Source organism: Mangrovihabitans endophyticus, assembly GCF_014646155.1.
Classification (GTDB): Bacteria; Actinomycetota; Actinomycetes; order Mycobacteriales; family Micromonosporaceae; genus Actinoplanes; species Actinoplanes endophyticus.
On record NZ_BMMX01000021.1, the window covers coordinates 23,022 to 39,011 of the forward strand.

Below are 15,990 nucleotides of genomic sequence, written 5' to 3' on the forward strand. Positions count from 1 at the left end.
GCTGAGCCTCACGCCTTGGTGTCTCTTCCTGGAGGACTGTGATGCGCTCGCTGGGAACCCGCGCAGCCGCCCTGCTCGCGGGCACCGCCACCGTCGCGGTCGTCACGCTCTCCGGCTGCAGCGCCGGTCAGGTCGCCGAAACGTCGCTCAAGAAGCCGTCCGTTTACGGCCTCAACGCGGCGAGCTCCGATGGAAGCGTGCTGGTCCGCGACCTCGCCGTGGTCTACAACGGCACCTCGGGATACCCCGCGGGCGGGGACGCACCGCTTGAGGTGAACCTCTTCAACCAGACCAGCGAGGCGATCACCGTGCTGGTCAGCAGCCGCCCGCCGCAGGACAAGGCGGCCGGGGTCTCGGTCGTCTCGGGCCAGTCGGTGGGGCTCACCGGCTCGCTACCGGACTCGGTGGCTTCGGCCGCGCCGGCACCGTCGGGCAGCCGTCCGCCCGCCATCCCGGACACCGACAGCGGCCCGTCCGACTCGGTGATCCAGCCGTCCGTCGAGCCGTCGACCGACCAGTCGTCCGCGGCCGGTGGCGAGTCCGCCAGTGCGTCGAGCGGCATGCAGCCCGCCCGGATCGAGATCGGCCCGCACAACACCGTCTCCTTCCTGCCCGGCGACGACGAAATGCTTGTCGTGTCGGGGCTGAGCGGCAAGCTGACGCCCGGCGCGGAGGTGAACCTGGTCTTCGAGTTCAGCAACGGGGCCGAGCCGCTGAGCGTGCGGGCACCGATGGCGATTCCGTCTTCCCCCGCCTCGCGCGCACCCGCGGTGCCGGACGAGACCCACGCGGAGTAATCACCACGTGCCCGGTGTTGCCGTGCGTTGTCAGACCCTGCCGCTAACTTTGGTGCGGTGAGCCCCAACCGCAACAGCAGCACCGCCCGCCCCACTTCCCGCACGGCGGCCAAGGCGGCCCGGCCCGTCTTCGTCTGCGACGCGTGCGGACACCAGCCGCCCAAGTGGCTCGGCCGCTGCCCCGAGTGCGGCGAGTGGGGCTCCATCATCGAGTCCGCGGCGAGCGGCACCGTGGTGTCCGGGCGGGTGGTCAGCTCGCGGATGCCGTCCGAGCCGGCCCGGCCGATCGCGCAGATCAGCGCCGCTCCGGCCCGTGCGGTGGCGACGAACGTCAGCGAGCTCGACCGAGTGCTGGGTGGCGGCCTGGTGCCCGGCGCCGTGGTGCTGTTGGCCGGCGAGCCGGGCGTGGGCAAGTCCACGCTGCTGCTCGACGTGGCCCAGCAGTGGGCGGCCGGGGCGGGGACGGCCTCGCTCGTGGTCAGCGGCGAGGAGTCGGTGAGTCAGGTCCGGCTGCGCGCGGAACGGCTGGGGGCGCTGCACGATCGGCTCTACCTGGCCTCGGAGAGCGACCTCGGCGCCGTGCTCGGGCACCTCGACGCGGTACAGCCGGGGCTGCTGGTGCTCGATTCGGTGCAGACCATCTCCATGCAGGGCGCCGAGGGCGTACCCGGCGGTGTCACCCAGGTTCGTGCGGTCACCGCTGCGGTCGTCGGCATCGCCAAGGAGCGGGGCATCGCCACCGTACTGGTCGGGCATGTGACAAAGGACGGGCAGGTGGCCGGCCCACGGGTGCTGGAGCATCTGGTCGACGTGGTGCTGCACTTCGAGGGCGACCGGCATTCCTCCCTGCGCCTCGTCCGCGGGGTGAAGAACCGCTTCGGCGCGGCCGACGAGGTCGGCTGCTTCGAGATGCACGAGAGCGGCATCAGCAGCCTCGCCGATCCCTCCGGGCTGTTTCTCACCCGCTATCAGGAGCCCGTTCCCGGCACCTGCGTGACGGTGGCGATGGAGGGCCGCCGGGCCCTGGTGACCGAGGTGCAGGCGCTGATCGGGTCGGAGGTGCAGGGGTCGCCGCGACGCACGGTGTCCGGGCTCGACAGCGCCCGGCTAGCGATGGTGCTGGCCGTTCTCGAACGCCGGACCAAACAACTGCGTCTGTACAACAAGGAGGTCTTCGCCGCCACGGTCGGGGGCATCCGGCTGGTGGAGCCCTCCGCCGACTTGGCCATGGCCCTCGCCGTCGCGTCCGGCGGATTGGACCTCGCCATGGCACCACATCTGGTGGCCATCGGCGAGGTCGGGCTCACCGGGGAGATCCGGCGAGTGAGCGCGGTGGGACGCCGACTCGCCGAAGCGGCCCGTCTCGGTTTCCGGGTGGCGCTGGTGCCGCCCGGCTGCGGCCCGGACAGTCCCGGCGGGACACCGGCCGGGATGCAGGTTCACGAGGTGAGCGATCTCCGGTCCGCGATGCAGGTGGCCGCGCGAGCCGCCGCGACGTGACTCGGGGTGACGGTTCATCACGCTACGGAGCATTCCTCGCACCGCGCCTCGTTGACGTGGATGACAGTCCGTAGAATGTACAGGTGCCGCTCGACCGCGATGGTTCCAAGCCTCCCGCCGCCACACCAGTGCCGCGCACCAGCAGTGCCGTGCCCCGCGCCGGCGTGAACGGGTCGGCGCCGCGTGGCATCGCACCGGCCTCGTCGGCGGTCGTCACCGGCGGAGGCGGGGGCGGCGGCGATCCGCTGCGCGCCAACCTCGCCCTGATGGCACCCGGCACGGCGCTGCGCGACGGCCTGGAGCGGATCCTCCGCGGGCGCACCGGTGCATTAATCGTTCTCGGTCATGACGCCGTCGTCGAAACGATTTGCACCGGCGGCTTCCCGCTCGACGTGGAGTTCTCCGCGACACGGCTGCGTGAGCTGTGCAAGATGGATGGAGCCGTGGTGCTCTCCAGCGACGGCACCCGGATCGTGCGCGCGGCGGTGCACCTGATGCCCGACCCCTCCATCCCGTCCGAGGAGTCCGGGACCCGCCACCGCACGGCGGAGCGAGTCGCGAAACAGTCCGGATTTCCGGTCATCTCGGTGAGCCAGTCGATGCGCATCATCGGGCTCTACGTCAACGGCCAGCGCCACGTGCTGGACGACTCGGCCGCCATCCTCTCCCGCGCCAACCAGGCGCTGGCCACGCTGGAGCGATACAAGCTGCGGCTGGACGAGGTCTCCGGGACGCTGTCCGCCCTGGAGATCGAAGACCTGGTGACGGTCCGCGACGCGGTGGCCGTGGTTCAGCGGCTGGAGATGGTACGGCGGATCGCGGACGAGATCTCCGGATATGTCGTGGAGCTGGGCACCGACGGGCGGCTGCTGGCGCTCCAACTGGACGAGTTGATGGCCGGCGTGGACTCCGACCGGACCCTGGTCATCCGTGACTACCTGCCCGTCGGGCGCAAGATCCGCACCCTCGACGAGGCGTTGGAGGAGCTCGACCAGCTCACCGCCACCGAGATGATCGACCTGGTCGCGGTCGCCAAGGCGATGGGATATGCCGCGGCGTCGGACGCGCTGGACGCCGCAGTGAGCCCGCGCGGCTTCCGTCTGCTGGCCAAGGTGCCCCGGCTGCCGGCGCCGATCGTGGAACGGCTGGTGGACCACTTCGGTTCCCTCCAGCGTCTGCTCGGTGCCACCGTGGAGGATCTGCAAGCGGTGGAAGGAGTCGGCGACGCCCGCGCCCGCAGTGTCCGTGAGGGGCTGTCCCGGCTCGCCGAGGCGTCCATACTCGAGCGATACGTCTGACTTCCACAGCGCAGCAGGCACAGCGCGGCAGGCACAGCGCAGCAGGGCTGAGGGGGCACGACCCCGCGGTCAGCGGAGAGTCAGCACCACCGGCGCGCTGACCTTGGTAGACAGACGACCCCGCACCTCGTATTCACCCGCATCCGGCACCGGACCGTCCGCCAAGCCGCCGGTGCACTTGGTGGCCTCGCGGCCGTTCCAGGTCACGCTGTACTCGCGCACCGCGCCAGGTGCCAACTCCACGACCGCCGAACTGCGGTCGTTGCTGCACGTGTCCGACGACCAGTACTTGTGGGCGCCCTGATCGATGTAGAGCTCCTGGGCCTGCGCGCCCAGATCGCGCGGGCAGGTGCGAGAACCGACGTTCTTGATCCGCAGCTTGATCACCAGTGAGCTTCCGCGGTCGGTCTCGGTGGTGACCGGCACCGGTGTCACCGAGATCTCCGAGTCGCCGCACGAACCGTCGGCGGGCGCGTCGACGTTGGCATTCTGCCCGTCGGCCTGCCCGGAACCGTCCCCGCCGTCACCCGTGCCGGTCTGGCCATCGCCGTTCTGGCCATCGCCGTTCTGGCCGGAACCGTCTTGCCCGGTGCCCCCGTCCGGCCCGGCACCACCGTCCTGCGTACCCGGCGACACCTGATCGGGATCGGGCAGCGACGGACCGGAACCGGGCGGGACATCGGCGAACGAAGGCTCCTCGTCGGGTGCCGCGGCGGACGCGGACTGGGACGCTCCCCGCGACGCCGGGCCAGCCCCCGGCTTGTCGTCGTCATCACCGCCGGTGCAGGCCACGAACAGCACGATGACGCCGAGCAGCACTGCACCCAGCACTATGGCCCGGCGCCGCCAGTACACGGCGGGAGGGAGGGGACCGACCGTCGCACGCATGATGGGCACACCGTACGCCGGGCGCACGCCCGCCACGGACGCGACGCGCCGGAGCCGCGACACCGACCGGGCCGACGATCGTTAGAGATAGACCTTGCGCTGATGAACGGCGTGCGCACCGGCCACCCGATCGAGGAAAAGTTTCCCCGCGCAGTGGTCGATCTCGTGCTGTAGCGCCCGCGCCTCGAAGGCATCGGTCACCAGCCGCACCTCCTCGCCGCTGCCCGGCAGCACCGCCTCCACCGCCAGACGGCTCGCTCGACGTACGTCGCCGGTAAGATCAGGAACGGACATGCACCCCTCGCGGCCCGGACGCCAACGGCTGGCCTCCACGACCCGTGCATTGCACAGGGCGAACATGCCGTGGCTGGTGGCCGTCTTCGGATGCTGGCTGACATCCACCACGAAGACTTGCGCGCCGACGCCGATCTGCGGCGCGGCCAGGCCCACACAACCGGGCGAGACCCGCATGGTGGCCACCAGATCGGCGGCGAGCTGGATGGTCTCCGGGTCGGCAGGATCTACCTGGGGGGCCGCGGTACTGAGGACGTTGGAGGGCGCGGTGATCACGGGCAGCACGCGCCCGTCGACACCGAGGAGCTCTGGCTTCCAGACGGAGATGGGCTCGGTCATGCGACCGCTCCGCGGTCGGCGGGGGTATTCACAGGACCTCCGATTCCGCACGCCGCAGCGTCACGTCGACGCCCAGTTCCTGCCCCGTCGCGGCGAGCCGCATGGCAAGCCGGTCCGCGGCACCCGGCGGCAGATCGACCTCGGCGATCAGCACGTACAGCGGGCCGGTCAGACGGGTGGTGAGGTCGGTGATGTTGCCGTCGGAGGCGGCCACCACCCGGGTCACCGCGGCGACGATGCCGAGACGGTCGGCGCCGTGCACGCTCACCAGGTACGGCTCGCCGGTGACGCCGGACTCCTTCTCCGGCTCCACCGCTCGCACGCTGGACAGCAGACCGTCCAGCGGCGCGAGCGCCTTCTCCACCTCCGACGCGGAGGCACCAGTGCAGATCAGGGTCATCGTGAAGTGCCCTCGCAGCCGGGTCATGGTGGAGTCCGACAGATTGGCTCCGACGCCGGCCAATGCTTCGGACACCTCCGCGACGATCCCGGTGCGGTCCGGACCTAGGACGGTGATGGCAAGCTCGTTCACCCGGGCATCCTACGCTGGTGTGGTTATGACTCTCGCCGACAAAGCCATCGCTTGGTATGACGACAACGCCCGCGATCTGCCCTGGCGGGAGCCGGGCACCAGCGCGTGGGCCGTGCTGGTCAGCGAGGTGATGCTGCAACAGACGCCGGTCGTCCGTGTGGAGCCGGCCTGGCGGGGCTGGCTCACCCGCTGGCCGACCCCTGCCGCACTGGCCCAGGATCCCCCGTCCGAGGCAATCCGGATGTGGGGACGGCTGGGTTATCCGCGCCGCGCGCTGCGCCTGCACGCATGCGCCACGACGATCGTGGAACGGCACGGCGGTGCGGTACCGGACGATCTTGATCGATTGCTGGCCTTGCCAGGGATCGGCACCTACACAGCGCGGGCGGTGGCCACGTTCGCGTTTGGACAACGTCACCCGGTCGTGGACACCAATGTCCGGCGCGTGGTGTCGCGGGCCGTGCAGGGGCTGGCGGATGCCGGGGCGGCCACGACGGCGGCGGACCTGGCGGCGATGGCCGATCTGCTCCCCGTGGAGGAGGCTCGCGCGGCGCGGGCGAGCATCGCGTTCATGGAGATCGGAGCGGTGGTCTGCACCGCCCGCAGTCCCAAGTGCGCGGTCTGCCCGCTCGCAACGGACTGTGCGTGGCGGCTCAGCGGCGCGCCGGCACCGTCCGGGCCGACCCGGAAGGTGCAGCGGTACGCGGGGACCGATCGCCAGGTGCGAGGGCTCCTGCTGGAGGTGCTGCGGCACGCCACCGGCCCGGTTCCCCGGCAGCGTCTGGACATGGTCTGGACCGACGAGGTGCAGCGTGCCCGAGCGCTCGCCGGTCTGGTCGACGACGGCCTGGTCGAGCCGCACGGCGACCAGTTCGTGCTGGCCGGCGATGCACCGCCGGCCGGTGAGGTACAGAGCCTCTGAGCCGCGGGCCGGACGTGCCCGGACAAGCAAGCTGCCGGACACGAATCCGCCCAGGAACGAGAACGGCCCGGACACCGCGGGGTGGCCGGGCCGTTTCGTCGCGAAACGGGTTTTCGTCGCCGCTTACTCCTCGGCGGCCGCAGCCCCGAGGTCGGCCGGAACGGCGTCCGGCACCTGGTCACCACGGTCGGCGCCTTCGAAGGTCAGCTTCGCCTTGTCGACGTTGTCCGGGTTCCCCTCGCAGTCCACCACAACGATCTGGCCGGGGCGCAGTTCGTTGAAGAGGATCTGCTCACTCAGCGTGTCCTCCAGGTCCCGCTGAATGGTCCGGCGCAGCGGCCGGGCACCCAGCACCGGGTCGAAGCCCTTGTTCGCCAGGTACTTCTTGGCGGTGTCGGTCAGCTCCAGGCCCATGTCCTTGTTCTTCAACTGTGCCTCGATCCGCGACACGAAGATGTCGACGATCTGCAGGATCTCCTGCTGGCGCAACTGGTGGAAGACGATGGTGTCGTCGATGCGGTTGAGGAACTCGGGGCGGAAGTGCTGCTTCAGCTCGTCGTTGACCTTTTGCTTCATCCGCTCGTAATTCGACTCCTCGGCCTCGGACGCCTGGAAGCCCAGCGAGACCGCCTTGGCCACGTCGCGCGTGCCCAGGTTGGTGGTCAGGATGATCACCGTGTTCTTGAAGTCCACGATGCGGCCCTGACCGTCGGTGAGGCGGCCGTCCTCCAGGATCTGCAGGAGCGTGTTGAACACGTCCGGGTGGGCCTTTTCGATCTCGTCGAAGAGCACCACCGAGAACGGCTTGCGGCGCACCTTCTCGGTGAGCTGGCCGCCCTCGTCGTAACCGACATAACCGGGAGGGGCGCCCACGAGCCGGGACACCGTGTAGCGGTCATGGAATTCGGACATGTCGAGCTGGATCAACGCGTCCTCGGAGCCGAACAGGAACTCGGCCAGCGCCTTGGACAGCTCGGTCTTACCGACGCCGGACGGGCCGGCGAAGATGAACGAGCCGGACGGACGCTTCGGGTCCTTCAGGCCGGCACGGGTGCGCCGGATCGCCTTCGAGACCGCCTGCACCGCGTCCTCCTGGCCGATGACCCGCTTGTGCAGCTCATCCTCCATGCGCAGCAGCCGGGAGGTCTCCTCCTCGGTCAGCTTGTAGACCGGGATGCCGGTCCAGTTGCCCAGCACCTCGGCGATCTGCTCGTCGTCGACCTCGGACACCACGTCCAGGTCGCCGGCCTTCCACTCCTTCTCCCGCTGCGCCTTCTGCCCGAGTAGCTGCTTCTCCTTGTCGCGTAGCTGGGCGGCCCGCTCGAAGTCCTGCGCGTCGATCGCGGACTCCTTGTCCCGCCGCACCTGGGCGATGCGCTCGTCGAAGTCGCGCAGGTCCGGCGGTGCGGTCATCCGGCGGATGCGCATCCGAGCGCCGGCCTCGTCGATCAAGTCGATCGCCTTGTCCGGCAGGAACCGGTCGGAGATGTATCGGTCGGCCAGCGTCGCGGCCGCGACCAGGGCCGCGTCGGTGATGCTGATCCGGTGGTGCGCCTCGTAGCGGTCCCGCAGGCCCTTGAGGATCTCGATGGTGTGCGCCAGCGACGGCTCGCCGACCTGGATGGGCTGGAAGCGCCGCTCCAACGCGGCGTCCTTCTCCAGGTGCTTGCGGTACTCGTCGAGCGTGGTGGCACCGATGGTCTGCAGCTCGCCACGAGCGAGCATCGGCTTGAGGATCGAGGCGGCGTCTATGGCGCCCTCGGCGGCTCCAGCACCGACGAGGGTGTGAATCTCGTCGATGAACAGGATGATGTCCCCGCGCGTGCGGATCTCCTTCAGCACCTTCTTGAGGCGCTCCTCGAAGTCACCGCGGTAGCGGGAGCCGGCGACCAGCGCGCCCAGGTCGAGGGTGTAGAGCTGCTTGTCCTTCAGCGTCTCCGGCACCTCGCCCTTGACGATGGACTGGGACAGTCCCTCGACCACGGCGGTCTTGCCGACACCCGGCTCGCCGATCAGCACCGGGTTGTTCTTGGTCCGGCGGGACAGCACCTGCATGACGCGCTCGATTTCCTTCTCCCGGCCGATGACCGGGTCGAGCTTGCCCTCGCGGGCGGCCTGCGTCAGATTGCGCCCGAACTGGTCGAGCACCAGAGAGGTCGACGGTGCGGTCTCGCCCGCCGCGGCCCCCGCGGCGGCCGGCTCCTTGCCCTGGTAGCCGGACAGGAGCTGGATCACCTGCTGACGCACCCTGTTGAGGTCCGCGCCCAGCTTGACCAGCACCTGAGCGGCGACGCCCTCACCCTCGCGGATCAGGCCGAGCAGGATGTGCTCGGTGCCGATGTAGTTGTGGCCGAGCTGCAACGCCTCGCGCAGCGAGAGCTCCAGCACCTTCTTGGCCCGCGGGGTGAACGGGATGTGCCCGCTCGGCGCCTGCTGGCCCTGTCCGATGATCTCCTCGACCTGCTGGCGGACGCCCTCCAGGGAGATGCCGAGGCTCTCCAGAGCCTTCGCGGCAACGCCTTCGCCCTCGTGGATCAGACCCAGCAGGATGTGCTCTGTCCCGATGTAGTTGTGGTTGAGCATCCGGGCCTCTTCCTGGGCCAGGACGACAACCCGTCGCGCTCGGTCGGTGAACCGCTCGAACATGCCCTCGTGCTCCTCACGTGCCGTGCGCCAATGAACTGGCGGGTGCCCCAAGTCTCTCGGGCCAGCACGGGCATCGGTGATGCCCGTGCTGTAACTCTATCGCCGCCGGGTGACCCTGCCGGGCTCTCGCGGTCCACTGGACGGATCCCGCAGCGTTGACTTAGCCAACTTCGCACGCTCAGCGGCTGTTCCCCCACCGGTACGTGTACGCGGACAGCGAAATCCGTGAGCGGCGACGTTGTCCACATCCTGTGGACAACCCCGTCCACACCTGTGGATGACGTTATGCCCACGCGGCCGGGCACGGGACGGAACCGGGCGGAAAAGCCGTCAGGCCCGTGGCAGCGTGCCACGGGCCTGACGGCAGGAGCCGGCAACGCCTCAGCGGCCCGGCCCCTTCGCGTGGAACTCGTCGACAATCTCCTGCGGGATCCGACCCCGATCGGAGATCTCCTTGCCGGACTTCTTGGCCCACTCCCGGATGGCCTTGTTCTGCTCGCGGTCGGCCGTCGCGCCACCCCGCCCCCGGGCCGCGCGACCGCCCACCACCACGCCGCCCCGCGGCACCTTCGAACCGGCTCCCAAGTACGGCGCGAAGACGTCCCGCAATTTGGCGGCGTTCTTTTCCGAAAGATCGATCTCGTACTGCACGCCGTCGAGGGCGAACTTCACCGTCTCGTCGGCGTCACCCCCGTCGAGGTCATCGACCAGCTTGTGAATGATCTGCTTGGCCACTCGCCGCTATCCTTCCGAACACATGGTCGCGATGCGCAACAATCCGAGAGAACAATAACGCTCCGGCTGCGCTGTACGTCAATGGCAGACTTGCGATTGTCTTCGAACAGCCATATTTGTGTACGGAGCGCTACTCCGGCCGCACCAACGGGAACAGGATCGTTTCTCGAATCCCCAGCCCGGTGAGCGCCATCAACAGCCGGTCGATTCCCATTCCCATGCCGCCGGCCGGTGGCATTCCGTACTCCATGGCGCGCAAGAAATCCTCGTCCAGCACCATGGCCTCGGCGTCCCCACCGGCCGCCAGCAGGGACTGCGCGACCAGCCGTTCCCGCTGCACCACCGGGTCGACCAGCTCGGAATAGGCGGTGGCGAGCTCAAAACCGCGGACGTAGAGATCCCACTTCTCAGTCAGGCCGGAAATCTCACGATGCGGGCGAGTCAGCGGCGTGGTCGCCTCCGGATAGTCACAGACGAACGTGGGCTCCTGCAGGCCGGGAACCACCAGATGCTCGAAAAGCTCCTCGGCGAGCTTCCCGGGACTCCACTTCGGATCCACCGAAAGGTCATGCTTTTCGGCGTACTGCAACAGACGCGACATATCCGTCCGCACGGTGACTTCTTCCCCGAGAGCTTCGGAGAGCGCGCCGAAGAGGGTGACCGTGCGCCACTGGCCGCCCAGGTCCACCTCGGTGCCGTCCTGGTGGGTCACCACATGCGAGCCGGACACCGCCTCGGCGGCCTCCTGGATCCACTGCCGAACCTCGTTCTGCAGCACCCGGTAGTCCGCGTACGCCTGGTACGCCTCAAGCATCGCGAACTCCGGCGAGTGCGTGGAGTCCATCCCCTCGTTGCGGAAGTTGCGATTGATCTCGAACACTCGCTCGATGCCGCCGACCATCGCACGCTTGAGGAAAAGCTCCGGCGCGATGCGCAGATACAGATCGATGTCCAACGCATTGCTGTGTGTGACAAAAGGCCGGGCCGAGGCGCCGCCGTGCAGCAACTGCAGCATTGGCGTCTCGACTTCCAGGAAATTCCGGCGGAACAGCGATTCGCGCAGGCTGCGCACCACCGTCGCGCGGGTGCGCACGACTTCCCGCGCCTGCGGGCGCACGATCAGGTCGACGTACCGCTGCCGCACCCGGGTTTCCTCGCTCAACGGCTTGTGCGCCACCGGCAACGGGCGCAACGCCTTGGCGGTCATCGACCATTCGTCGGCCAGCACGGAAAGCTCACCCCGGCGGCTGGTGATCACTTCGCCGACGACACCCACCAGGTCGCCCAGATCGACGAGGCGCTTCCAGGACTCCAAACGCTCCGCGCCGACCTTGTCCCGGGACAGCATGGCCTGAAGTTCGGCCCCATCACCGTCACGCAAAGTAGCGAAACAGAGCTTTCCGCTATTCCGGATGAAAATCACCCGGCCGGTCACCCCGACCCGGTCACCCGATGCGGTGTCGGTCGGCAGTTCGGCGTACTTCGTTCGGATCTCGGCCAGGGTCGCGGTGCGCGGAAATCCCACCGGGTATGGTTCGGCGCCTTCCGCCAGCAGCCGGTCCCGCTTGGCCCGGCGGACGCGCATCTGCTCGGGGAGATCCTCGGCGATTTCGGGGGCTGGCAGGTTCTGCTCGGTCACGGCACGGCTCTCTGTCGGATGCGGTGGTTGTGGGATGCGGTGGACCGCGCGCATCGAATCGATGGGGCGCGGCAGTCGGCAAAAATCGTACTCAGGCCTCCTCAGACGTTCCGCTCATATACCATCCGGAGCCCGATCAACGTGATCATCGGTTCGTGCGCGGTGATCGTCCGGCATTCGTCCTTGACCAGCCAGGCGAGCCCGCCGGTGGCGATCACCGCCTTGACTCCGCCCAGTTCCGCGGTCATCTGCTCGACGATCCGGTCGACCTGCCCAGCGAAGCCGAAGTACATGCCTGCCTGCAGGCACTCCACGGTGTTCTTGCCGATCACCGAGCGCGGCTGAGCCGGCTCGACCTTGCGCAATTGCGCGGCACGGGAGGCGAGCGCGTCGAAGGAGATCTCGATCCCCGGCGCGAACGCGCCACCGAGGAATTCGCCCTTGGCACTGATCACGTCGAAGTTGGTGGTCGTTCCGAAGTCCACCACGATCGACGGTCCGCCGTAGAGCGCGTGCGCCGCCAGGGTGTTGACCACCCGGTCCGCGCCCACCTCCTTGGGGTTGTCGATGGCCAACTGGACACCGGTGCGCACACCCGGCTCGACCACCACGTTGGGCAGATCGCCGTAGTAGCGGGCCAGCATGGTCCGCAGCGAGCGCAACGCGGCCGGGACGGTCGAGCAGGCGGCCACCCCGGTGATCTCCACGGCGTCGGCGGCCAGCAGGCCGCGGAACATCAGGCCCAGCTCATCCGCCGTGGACCGGGCGTCGGTCTTGATCCGCCAGTTGTGCACCAGCTTGTCGCCGTCGAAGGTCGCCAGCACGGTGTTGGTGTTTCCGATGTCAATGCACAAGAGCACGAGGGCAGACTATCCGGACGCCGGCCACCTGCCCGTACGTGCTCTCAGCGCGGTCGCAGATCCATCGCCACGTCGAGAATCGGCGAGGAATGGGTCAGCCCGCCCACGGACAGGTAGTCGACGCCGGTGGCCGCGTAATCGGCCGCGGTGTCCAGCGTGAGACCGCCGGTGGCCTCCAGCTCGACCCGGTCGCCGACCGCCCGGACCACTTCGCGCAGGTCCTCCGGGCGCATGTTGTCGCAGAGCAGAAAGCCGGCCCCGGCCTCGACGGCCTCTCGCGCCTCGACCACCGTGGTCACCTCCACCTGCACCGCGACCTCGGGGAACTCGGCGCGGACGCGGTGGTACGCCGCGGCGATGCCGCCCGCCGCCAGCTTGTGGTTGTCCTTGATCATGGCCACGTCGTAGAGGCCCATCCGTTTGTTCGTGCCACCGCCGACACGCACCGCGTACTTCTCCAGGGCGCGGAGTCCGGGCGTGGTCTTGCGGGTGTCGAGCACACGGGCCTTCGACCCGGCCAGGGCGTCGGCCCACCTCCGGGTGTGGGTGGCCACGCCGGACATTCGGCACAGAAGGTTCAAGGCCGTACGTTCCGCGGTCAGCAGGGTCCGGGTACGGCCGGTAACCACCGCCAGCACGTCGCCGCGCGCCACCCGGTCCCCTTCGGCCGCGATCTCGCGGAACTCCGTCGTACCGGCCGAGGTGGCGGCGAACACCCGCGCGGCCACCGGCAGGCCCGCCACAACGCCGGCGGACCGCGCCACCAGCTCGGCGGTGTCGATCTGCCCGGCCTCGATGGTGGCCTCACTCGTCACGTCGCGCGGCGGGTCCCCCAGATCCTCCGCGAGAGCGGCATAGACCGCCCGGTCGACCGCCGCCATGTCCAGCGTCATGTCCGGTTTCCCTCCCGTCATGCCATCTCCTCGAACCTCTGGTCCACCCCGCCCGTCTCGCCGATCATGTTCAGCAGGTGCCCACGCCACTCGTCCGCGGCGTTCGGAAAGTCCTCCCGCCAGTGGCAACCGCGCGTCTCGCGTCGGGTCGCCGCCGACGCGACGAGGGCGGTGGCCACGGTGAGCAGGTTCGTCGCCTCCCATGCGGCCTTGCGGGGCGCGGACCGCTCATCGCCCAGATCCGACAGCTCCTTCGCGGTGGTAGCCAGGCCGTCGGCCGAGCGGAGCACACCGGCGCCCCGAGTCATGGATTTCTGCAGATCCGCGCGGATCGACTCGGAGACCACCCACGCCGGCCCCTGCGGTCGCGGCGCCGGGTCGGCTTGGGCGGGCAGTCCGCGGGCCACGTCGTCCGCGATGCGCCGGGAGAACACCAAGCCCTCCAGCAGGGAGTTGCTGGCCAGCCGGTTCGCGCCGTGCACGCCGGTGCAGGCGACCTCGCCGCAGGCGTACAGCCCGGGGACGGAGGTCCGCCCGTACAGGTCGGTGCGAACGCCGCCGGACGCGTAATGCGCCGCCGGGGCCACCGGGATGAGCTCGGTGACCGGGTCGATGCCGGCCGCCCGGGTCGAGGCGAGGATGGTGGGGAACCGCCGTTCCAGAAAGTCCCGGCCGAGGTGCCGCGCGTCGAGATAGACATGGTCGGCGCCGGTCTGCCGGAGCACCCGATGGATGCCCTTGGCGACCACATCACGCGGCGCCAGCTCGGCCAGTTCGTGGCGGCCGACCATGAACCGTTCGCCGTCCTCGTCGATCAGGTGCGCACCCTCGCCGCGCAGGGCCTCGGAGATCAACGGCCGCTGCGCGGAGGTGACGCCCGCGGTGACGAACGAGGTGGGGTGGAACTGGACGAACTCGATGTCCGTGACGGCGACGCCGGCGCGTAGCGCAAGCGCCACGCCGTCCCCGGTGGAGACCAGCGGATTGGTGGTCGAGGCGTACACCTGTCCCATGCCGCCGGTGGCCAGCACCACCGCGCGGGCCAGGATCGCACCGACACCGTCCTCCGCCCCCTCGCCGAGCACGTGCAAGGTGATGCCGCAGACCCGCCGGTCGGCGGCGCGCAGCAAATCCAGCACCAGGGCGTGTTCCACCAGCTTGATCCACGGGTCGCGGCGCACGGCTTCGTGCAATGCCCGTTGCACCTCGGCACCGGTGGCGTCGCCGCCGGCATGCACGATCCGGTCGGCGCGGTGACCGCCCTCGCGCGTCAGCATGAGCGAGCCGTCGGCGTTGCGGTCGAACGCGGCGCCCAGCCGCATCAGCTCGCGCACCCGCACCGGACCCTCTTCCACCAGCACCCGAACCGCCGCCGGGTCGCACAGCCCGACCCCGGCGATCTCGGTGTCGTTGGCGTGCGCCGCCGGGGTGTCCAGCGGGTCGAGCACCGCGGCGATGCCGCCCTGCGCCCAGCGCGTCGATCCGTCATCGATGTTGACCTTCGTCACCACCGTGACGCGGAGCCCCTGCTCGCGCAGATGCAGCGCGGCGGTCAGCCCGGCGACACCCGAGCCGATCACCACGACGTCGGTGGTCTCCGCCCAGCCGGGATCGGCGGCGGCGAGCCGGCGCGGCAGCACCGGGAGATCCGCGACATGCGACATGCGCATAGTCAACCTCGCCATGGCGATGCTCGTCGTTCAGGGGTAGCGGGCAGTGGCGGCCGTTACCGGTAGAGGATCGGCAGCGCCTTGGTCCCCTTGCCCTTCAACGACACGGTGAGATCGGTGGAATCCGTCCAGAGATAACAACGGAGCGTGTGATCGCCCAGCGCCCACACATCCTCACCGCCGGGCAGCGAAATCACCCCGGTGCGGTACTGCAGGTCGGCGTCGTCCGGGACGTCGACAAACGTCGCGATCACCGTACGGCAGAGATCGTGCAGCGCGGCCCACTGGTCATCGTCGGTCGGGTACGGCTTGTCGCGCGCATCCGCGACGCCGGCGAACTCGGCGTTGTGTTTGGCGCTGCACGACGCGGCTGGCATCCCGGCGATCCCCTTCGAATCGGTCAGCTCGATCGCGTAGCAGGAGAGCCGCAGCGCCGAGCGGGCGCCCGCCAGCCGGTCGTGCAGCGAGCCGATGCGCTGCACCAGGCCGCCGTCGTCCTCCACCGAGCTGAGTTCCATCACCTCGCAGCGAAACCACCGGGCGCCGCCGGTCCAGGCGGCCGGCGACGGGTGGGTGACGCCGATCCACAACCGCCCCAGGTGCCACGGCGCACCCACGTATTCGGTGGTCTTGGCGTCACAGGTCCGGTACGCCTGCCGGGAGGCCGCCGAACCGTCCGACGGCGGCGTGTCCGCATCGGCCGCCGGGCTCGGGTAGACGCCGACGTAGACCGTCTCGGTGCGGTGCCTGAGGCGGCAATCCACCTCCTCGTACGCCGATCGCGGGCCGACCGTTGCGAAGGTGGCGAGGTGGCAGGTCGCGGCCTCGGGGGTGAATCCGGTCGGCTCGGCGATCGCCGCCCAGTCGTCGGTCAGATCGCCGTCGACCCCGGCCGGCGCGCCGCACCCGGAGGCGAGGAGCAGGACACCGGCCGCCGCGATCCCGAGACGGACCACCAGCGGGTGTCGCATGTGCGC

Annotated in this window: 14 protein-coding genes; 4 read left to right on the forward strand and 10 right to left on the reverse strand. The window is 69.5% G+C overall.

What is annotated here, in order from left to right; all coding sequences use genetic code 11:
• Positions 1–41 precede the first annotated feature (41 nt).
• From IEY73_RS20990 to disA, 3 genes are all read left to right on the forward strand, one after another.
• Positions 42–797, forward strand: coding sequence for a hypothetical protein (locus IEY73_RS20990; RefSeq protein WP_189080982.1), 756 nt, complete (start codon positions 42–44; stop codon positions 795–797).
• A 57-nt stretch (positions 798–854) separates the two neighbouring features.
• Positions 855–2,297: a DNA repair protein RadA gene (radA, locus tag IEY73_RS20995; RefSeq protein ID WP_189080983.1), complete on the forward strand. Its 1,443-nt coding sequence runs from the start codon at positions 855–857 to the stop codon at positions 2,295–2,297.
• Between the two features lie 83 nt (positions 2,298–2,380).
• Entirely contained in the window at positions 2,381–3,595 is a 1,215-nt protein-coding gene (gene disA, locus IEY73_RS21000) for a DNA integrity scanning diadenylate cyclase DisA (protein ID WP_189080984.1), read from the forward strand.
• Between the two features lie 69 nt (positions 3,596–3,664).
• Here disA and IEY73_RS21005 read toward each other — a convergent pair whose 3' ends face one another.
• The 3 genes from IEY73_RS21005 to IEY73_RS21015 form a co-directional block, all read right to left on the reverse strand.
• A complete protein-coding gene (locus IEY73_RS21005; RefSeq protein ID WP_189080985.1) occupies positions 3,665–4,483 on the reverse strand; it encodes an adhesin in 819 nt (272 codons plus the stop codon).
• Positions 4,484–4,564: 81 nt separating this feature from the next.
• On the reverse strand, positions 4,565–5,116 hold the full coding sequence (locus IEY73_RS21010; protein ID WP_189080986.1) for a peptide deformylase: 552 nt from the start codon (positions 5,114–5,116) through the stop codon (positions 4,565–4,567).
• Positions 5,117–5,144: 28 nt separating this feature from the next.
• Positions 5,145–5,648: a glycine cleavage system transcriptional repressor gene (locus IEY73_RS21015; protein WP_189080987.1), complete on the reverse strand. Its 504-nt coding sequence runs from the start codon at positions 5,646–5,648 to the stop codon at positions 5,145–5,147.
• Positions 5,649–5,673: 25 nt separating this feature from the next.
• On the opposite strand from IEY73_RS21015, the gene IEY73_RS21020 reads away from it, so the two are divergent.
• On the forward strand, positions 5,674–6,570 hold the full coding sequence (locus tag IEY73_RS21020) for an iron-sulfur binding domain-containing protein (protein WP_189080988.1): 897 nt from the start codon (positions 5,674–5,676) through the stop codon (positions 6,568–6,570).
• A gap of 123 nt (positions 6,571–6,693) precedes the next feature.
• Here the strand turns inward: IEY73_RS21020 and IEY73_RS21025 are convergent, their stop codons facing one another.
• The 7 genes from IEY73_RS21025 to IEY73_RS21055 form a co-directional block, all read right to left on the reverse strand.
• On the reverse strand, positions 6,694–9,216 hold the full coding sequence (locus IEY73_RS21025) for an ATP-dependent Clp protease ATP-binding subunit (RefSeq protein ID WP_189080989.1): 2,523 nt from the start codon (positions 9,214–9,216) through the stop codon (positions 6,694–6,696).
• A gap of 381 nt (positions 9,217–9,597) precedes the next feature.
• Positions 9,598–9,951 (reverse strand): histone-like nucleoid-structuring protein Lsr2, encoded by a 354-nt coding sequence (locus IEY73_RS21030; RefSeq protein WP_189080990.1) that lies wholly within the window; start codon positions 9,949–9,951, stop codon positions 9,598–9,600.
• Between the two features lie 130 nt (positions 9,952–10,081).
• Complete coding sequence (gene lysS / locus IEY73_RS21035; protein WP_189080991.1) at positions 10,082–11,590, reverse strand: lysine--tRNA ligase; 1,509 nt, start codon at positions 11,588–11,590, stop codon at positions 10,082–10,084.
• A 101-nt stretch (positions 11,591–11,691) separates the two neighbouring features.
• Positions 11,692–12,450, reverse strand: coding sequence for a type III pantothenate kinase (locus IEY73_RS21040; RefSeq protein WP_189080992.1), 759 nt, complete (start codon positions 12,448–12,450; stop codon positions 11,692–11,694).
• Between the two features lie 44 nt (positions 12,451–12,494).
• On the reverse strand, positions 12,495–13,343 hold the full coding sequence (gene nadC / locus IEY73_RS21045; protein WP_189081041.1) for a carboxylating nicotinate-nucleotide diphosphorylase: 849 nt from the start codon (positions 13,341–13,343) through the stop codon (positions 12,495–12,497).
• Between the two features lie 17 nt (positions 13,344–13,360).
• Positions 13,361–15,007: an L-aspartate oxidase gene (locus tag IEY73_RS21050; RefSeq protein ID WP_189081042.1), complete on the reverse strand. Its 1,647-nt coding sequence runs from the start codon at positions 15,005–15,007 to the stop codon at positions 13,361–13,363.
• Between the two features lie 62 nt (positions 15,008–15,069).
• Positions 15,070–15,984, reverse strand: coding sequence for a septum formation family protein (locus tag IEY73_RS21055; protein WP_189080993.1), 915 nt, complete (start codon positions 15,982–15,984; stop codon positions 15,070–15,072).
• Positions 15,985–15,990 lie beyond the last annotated feature (6 nt).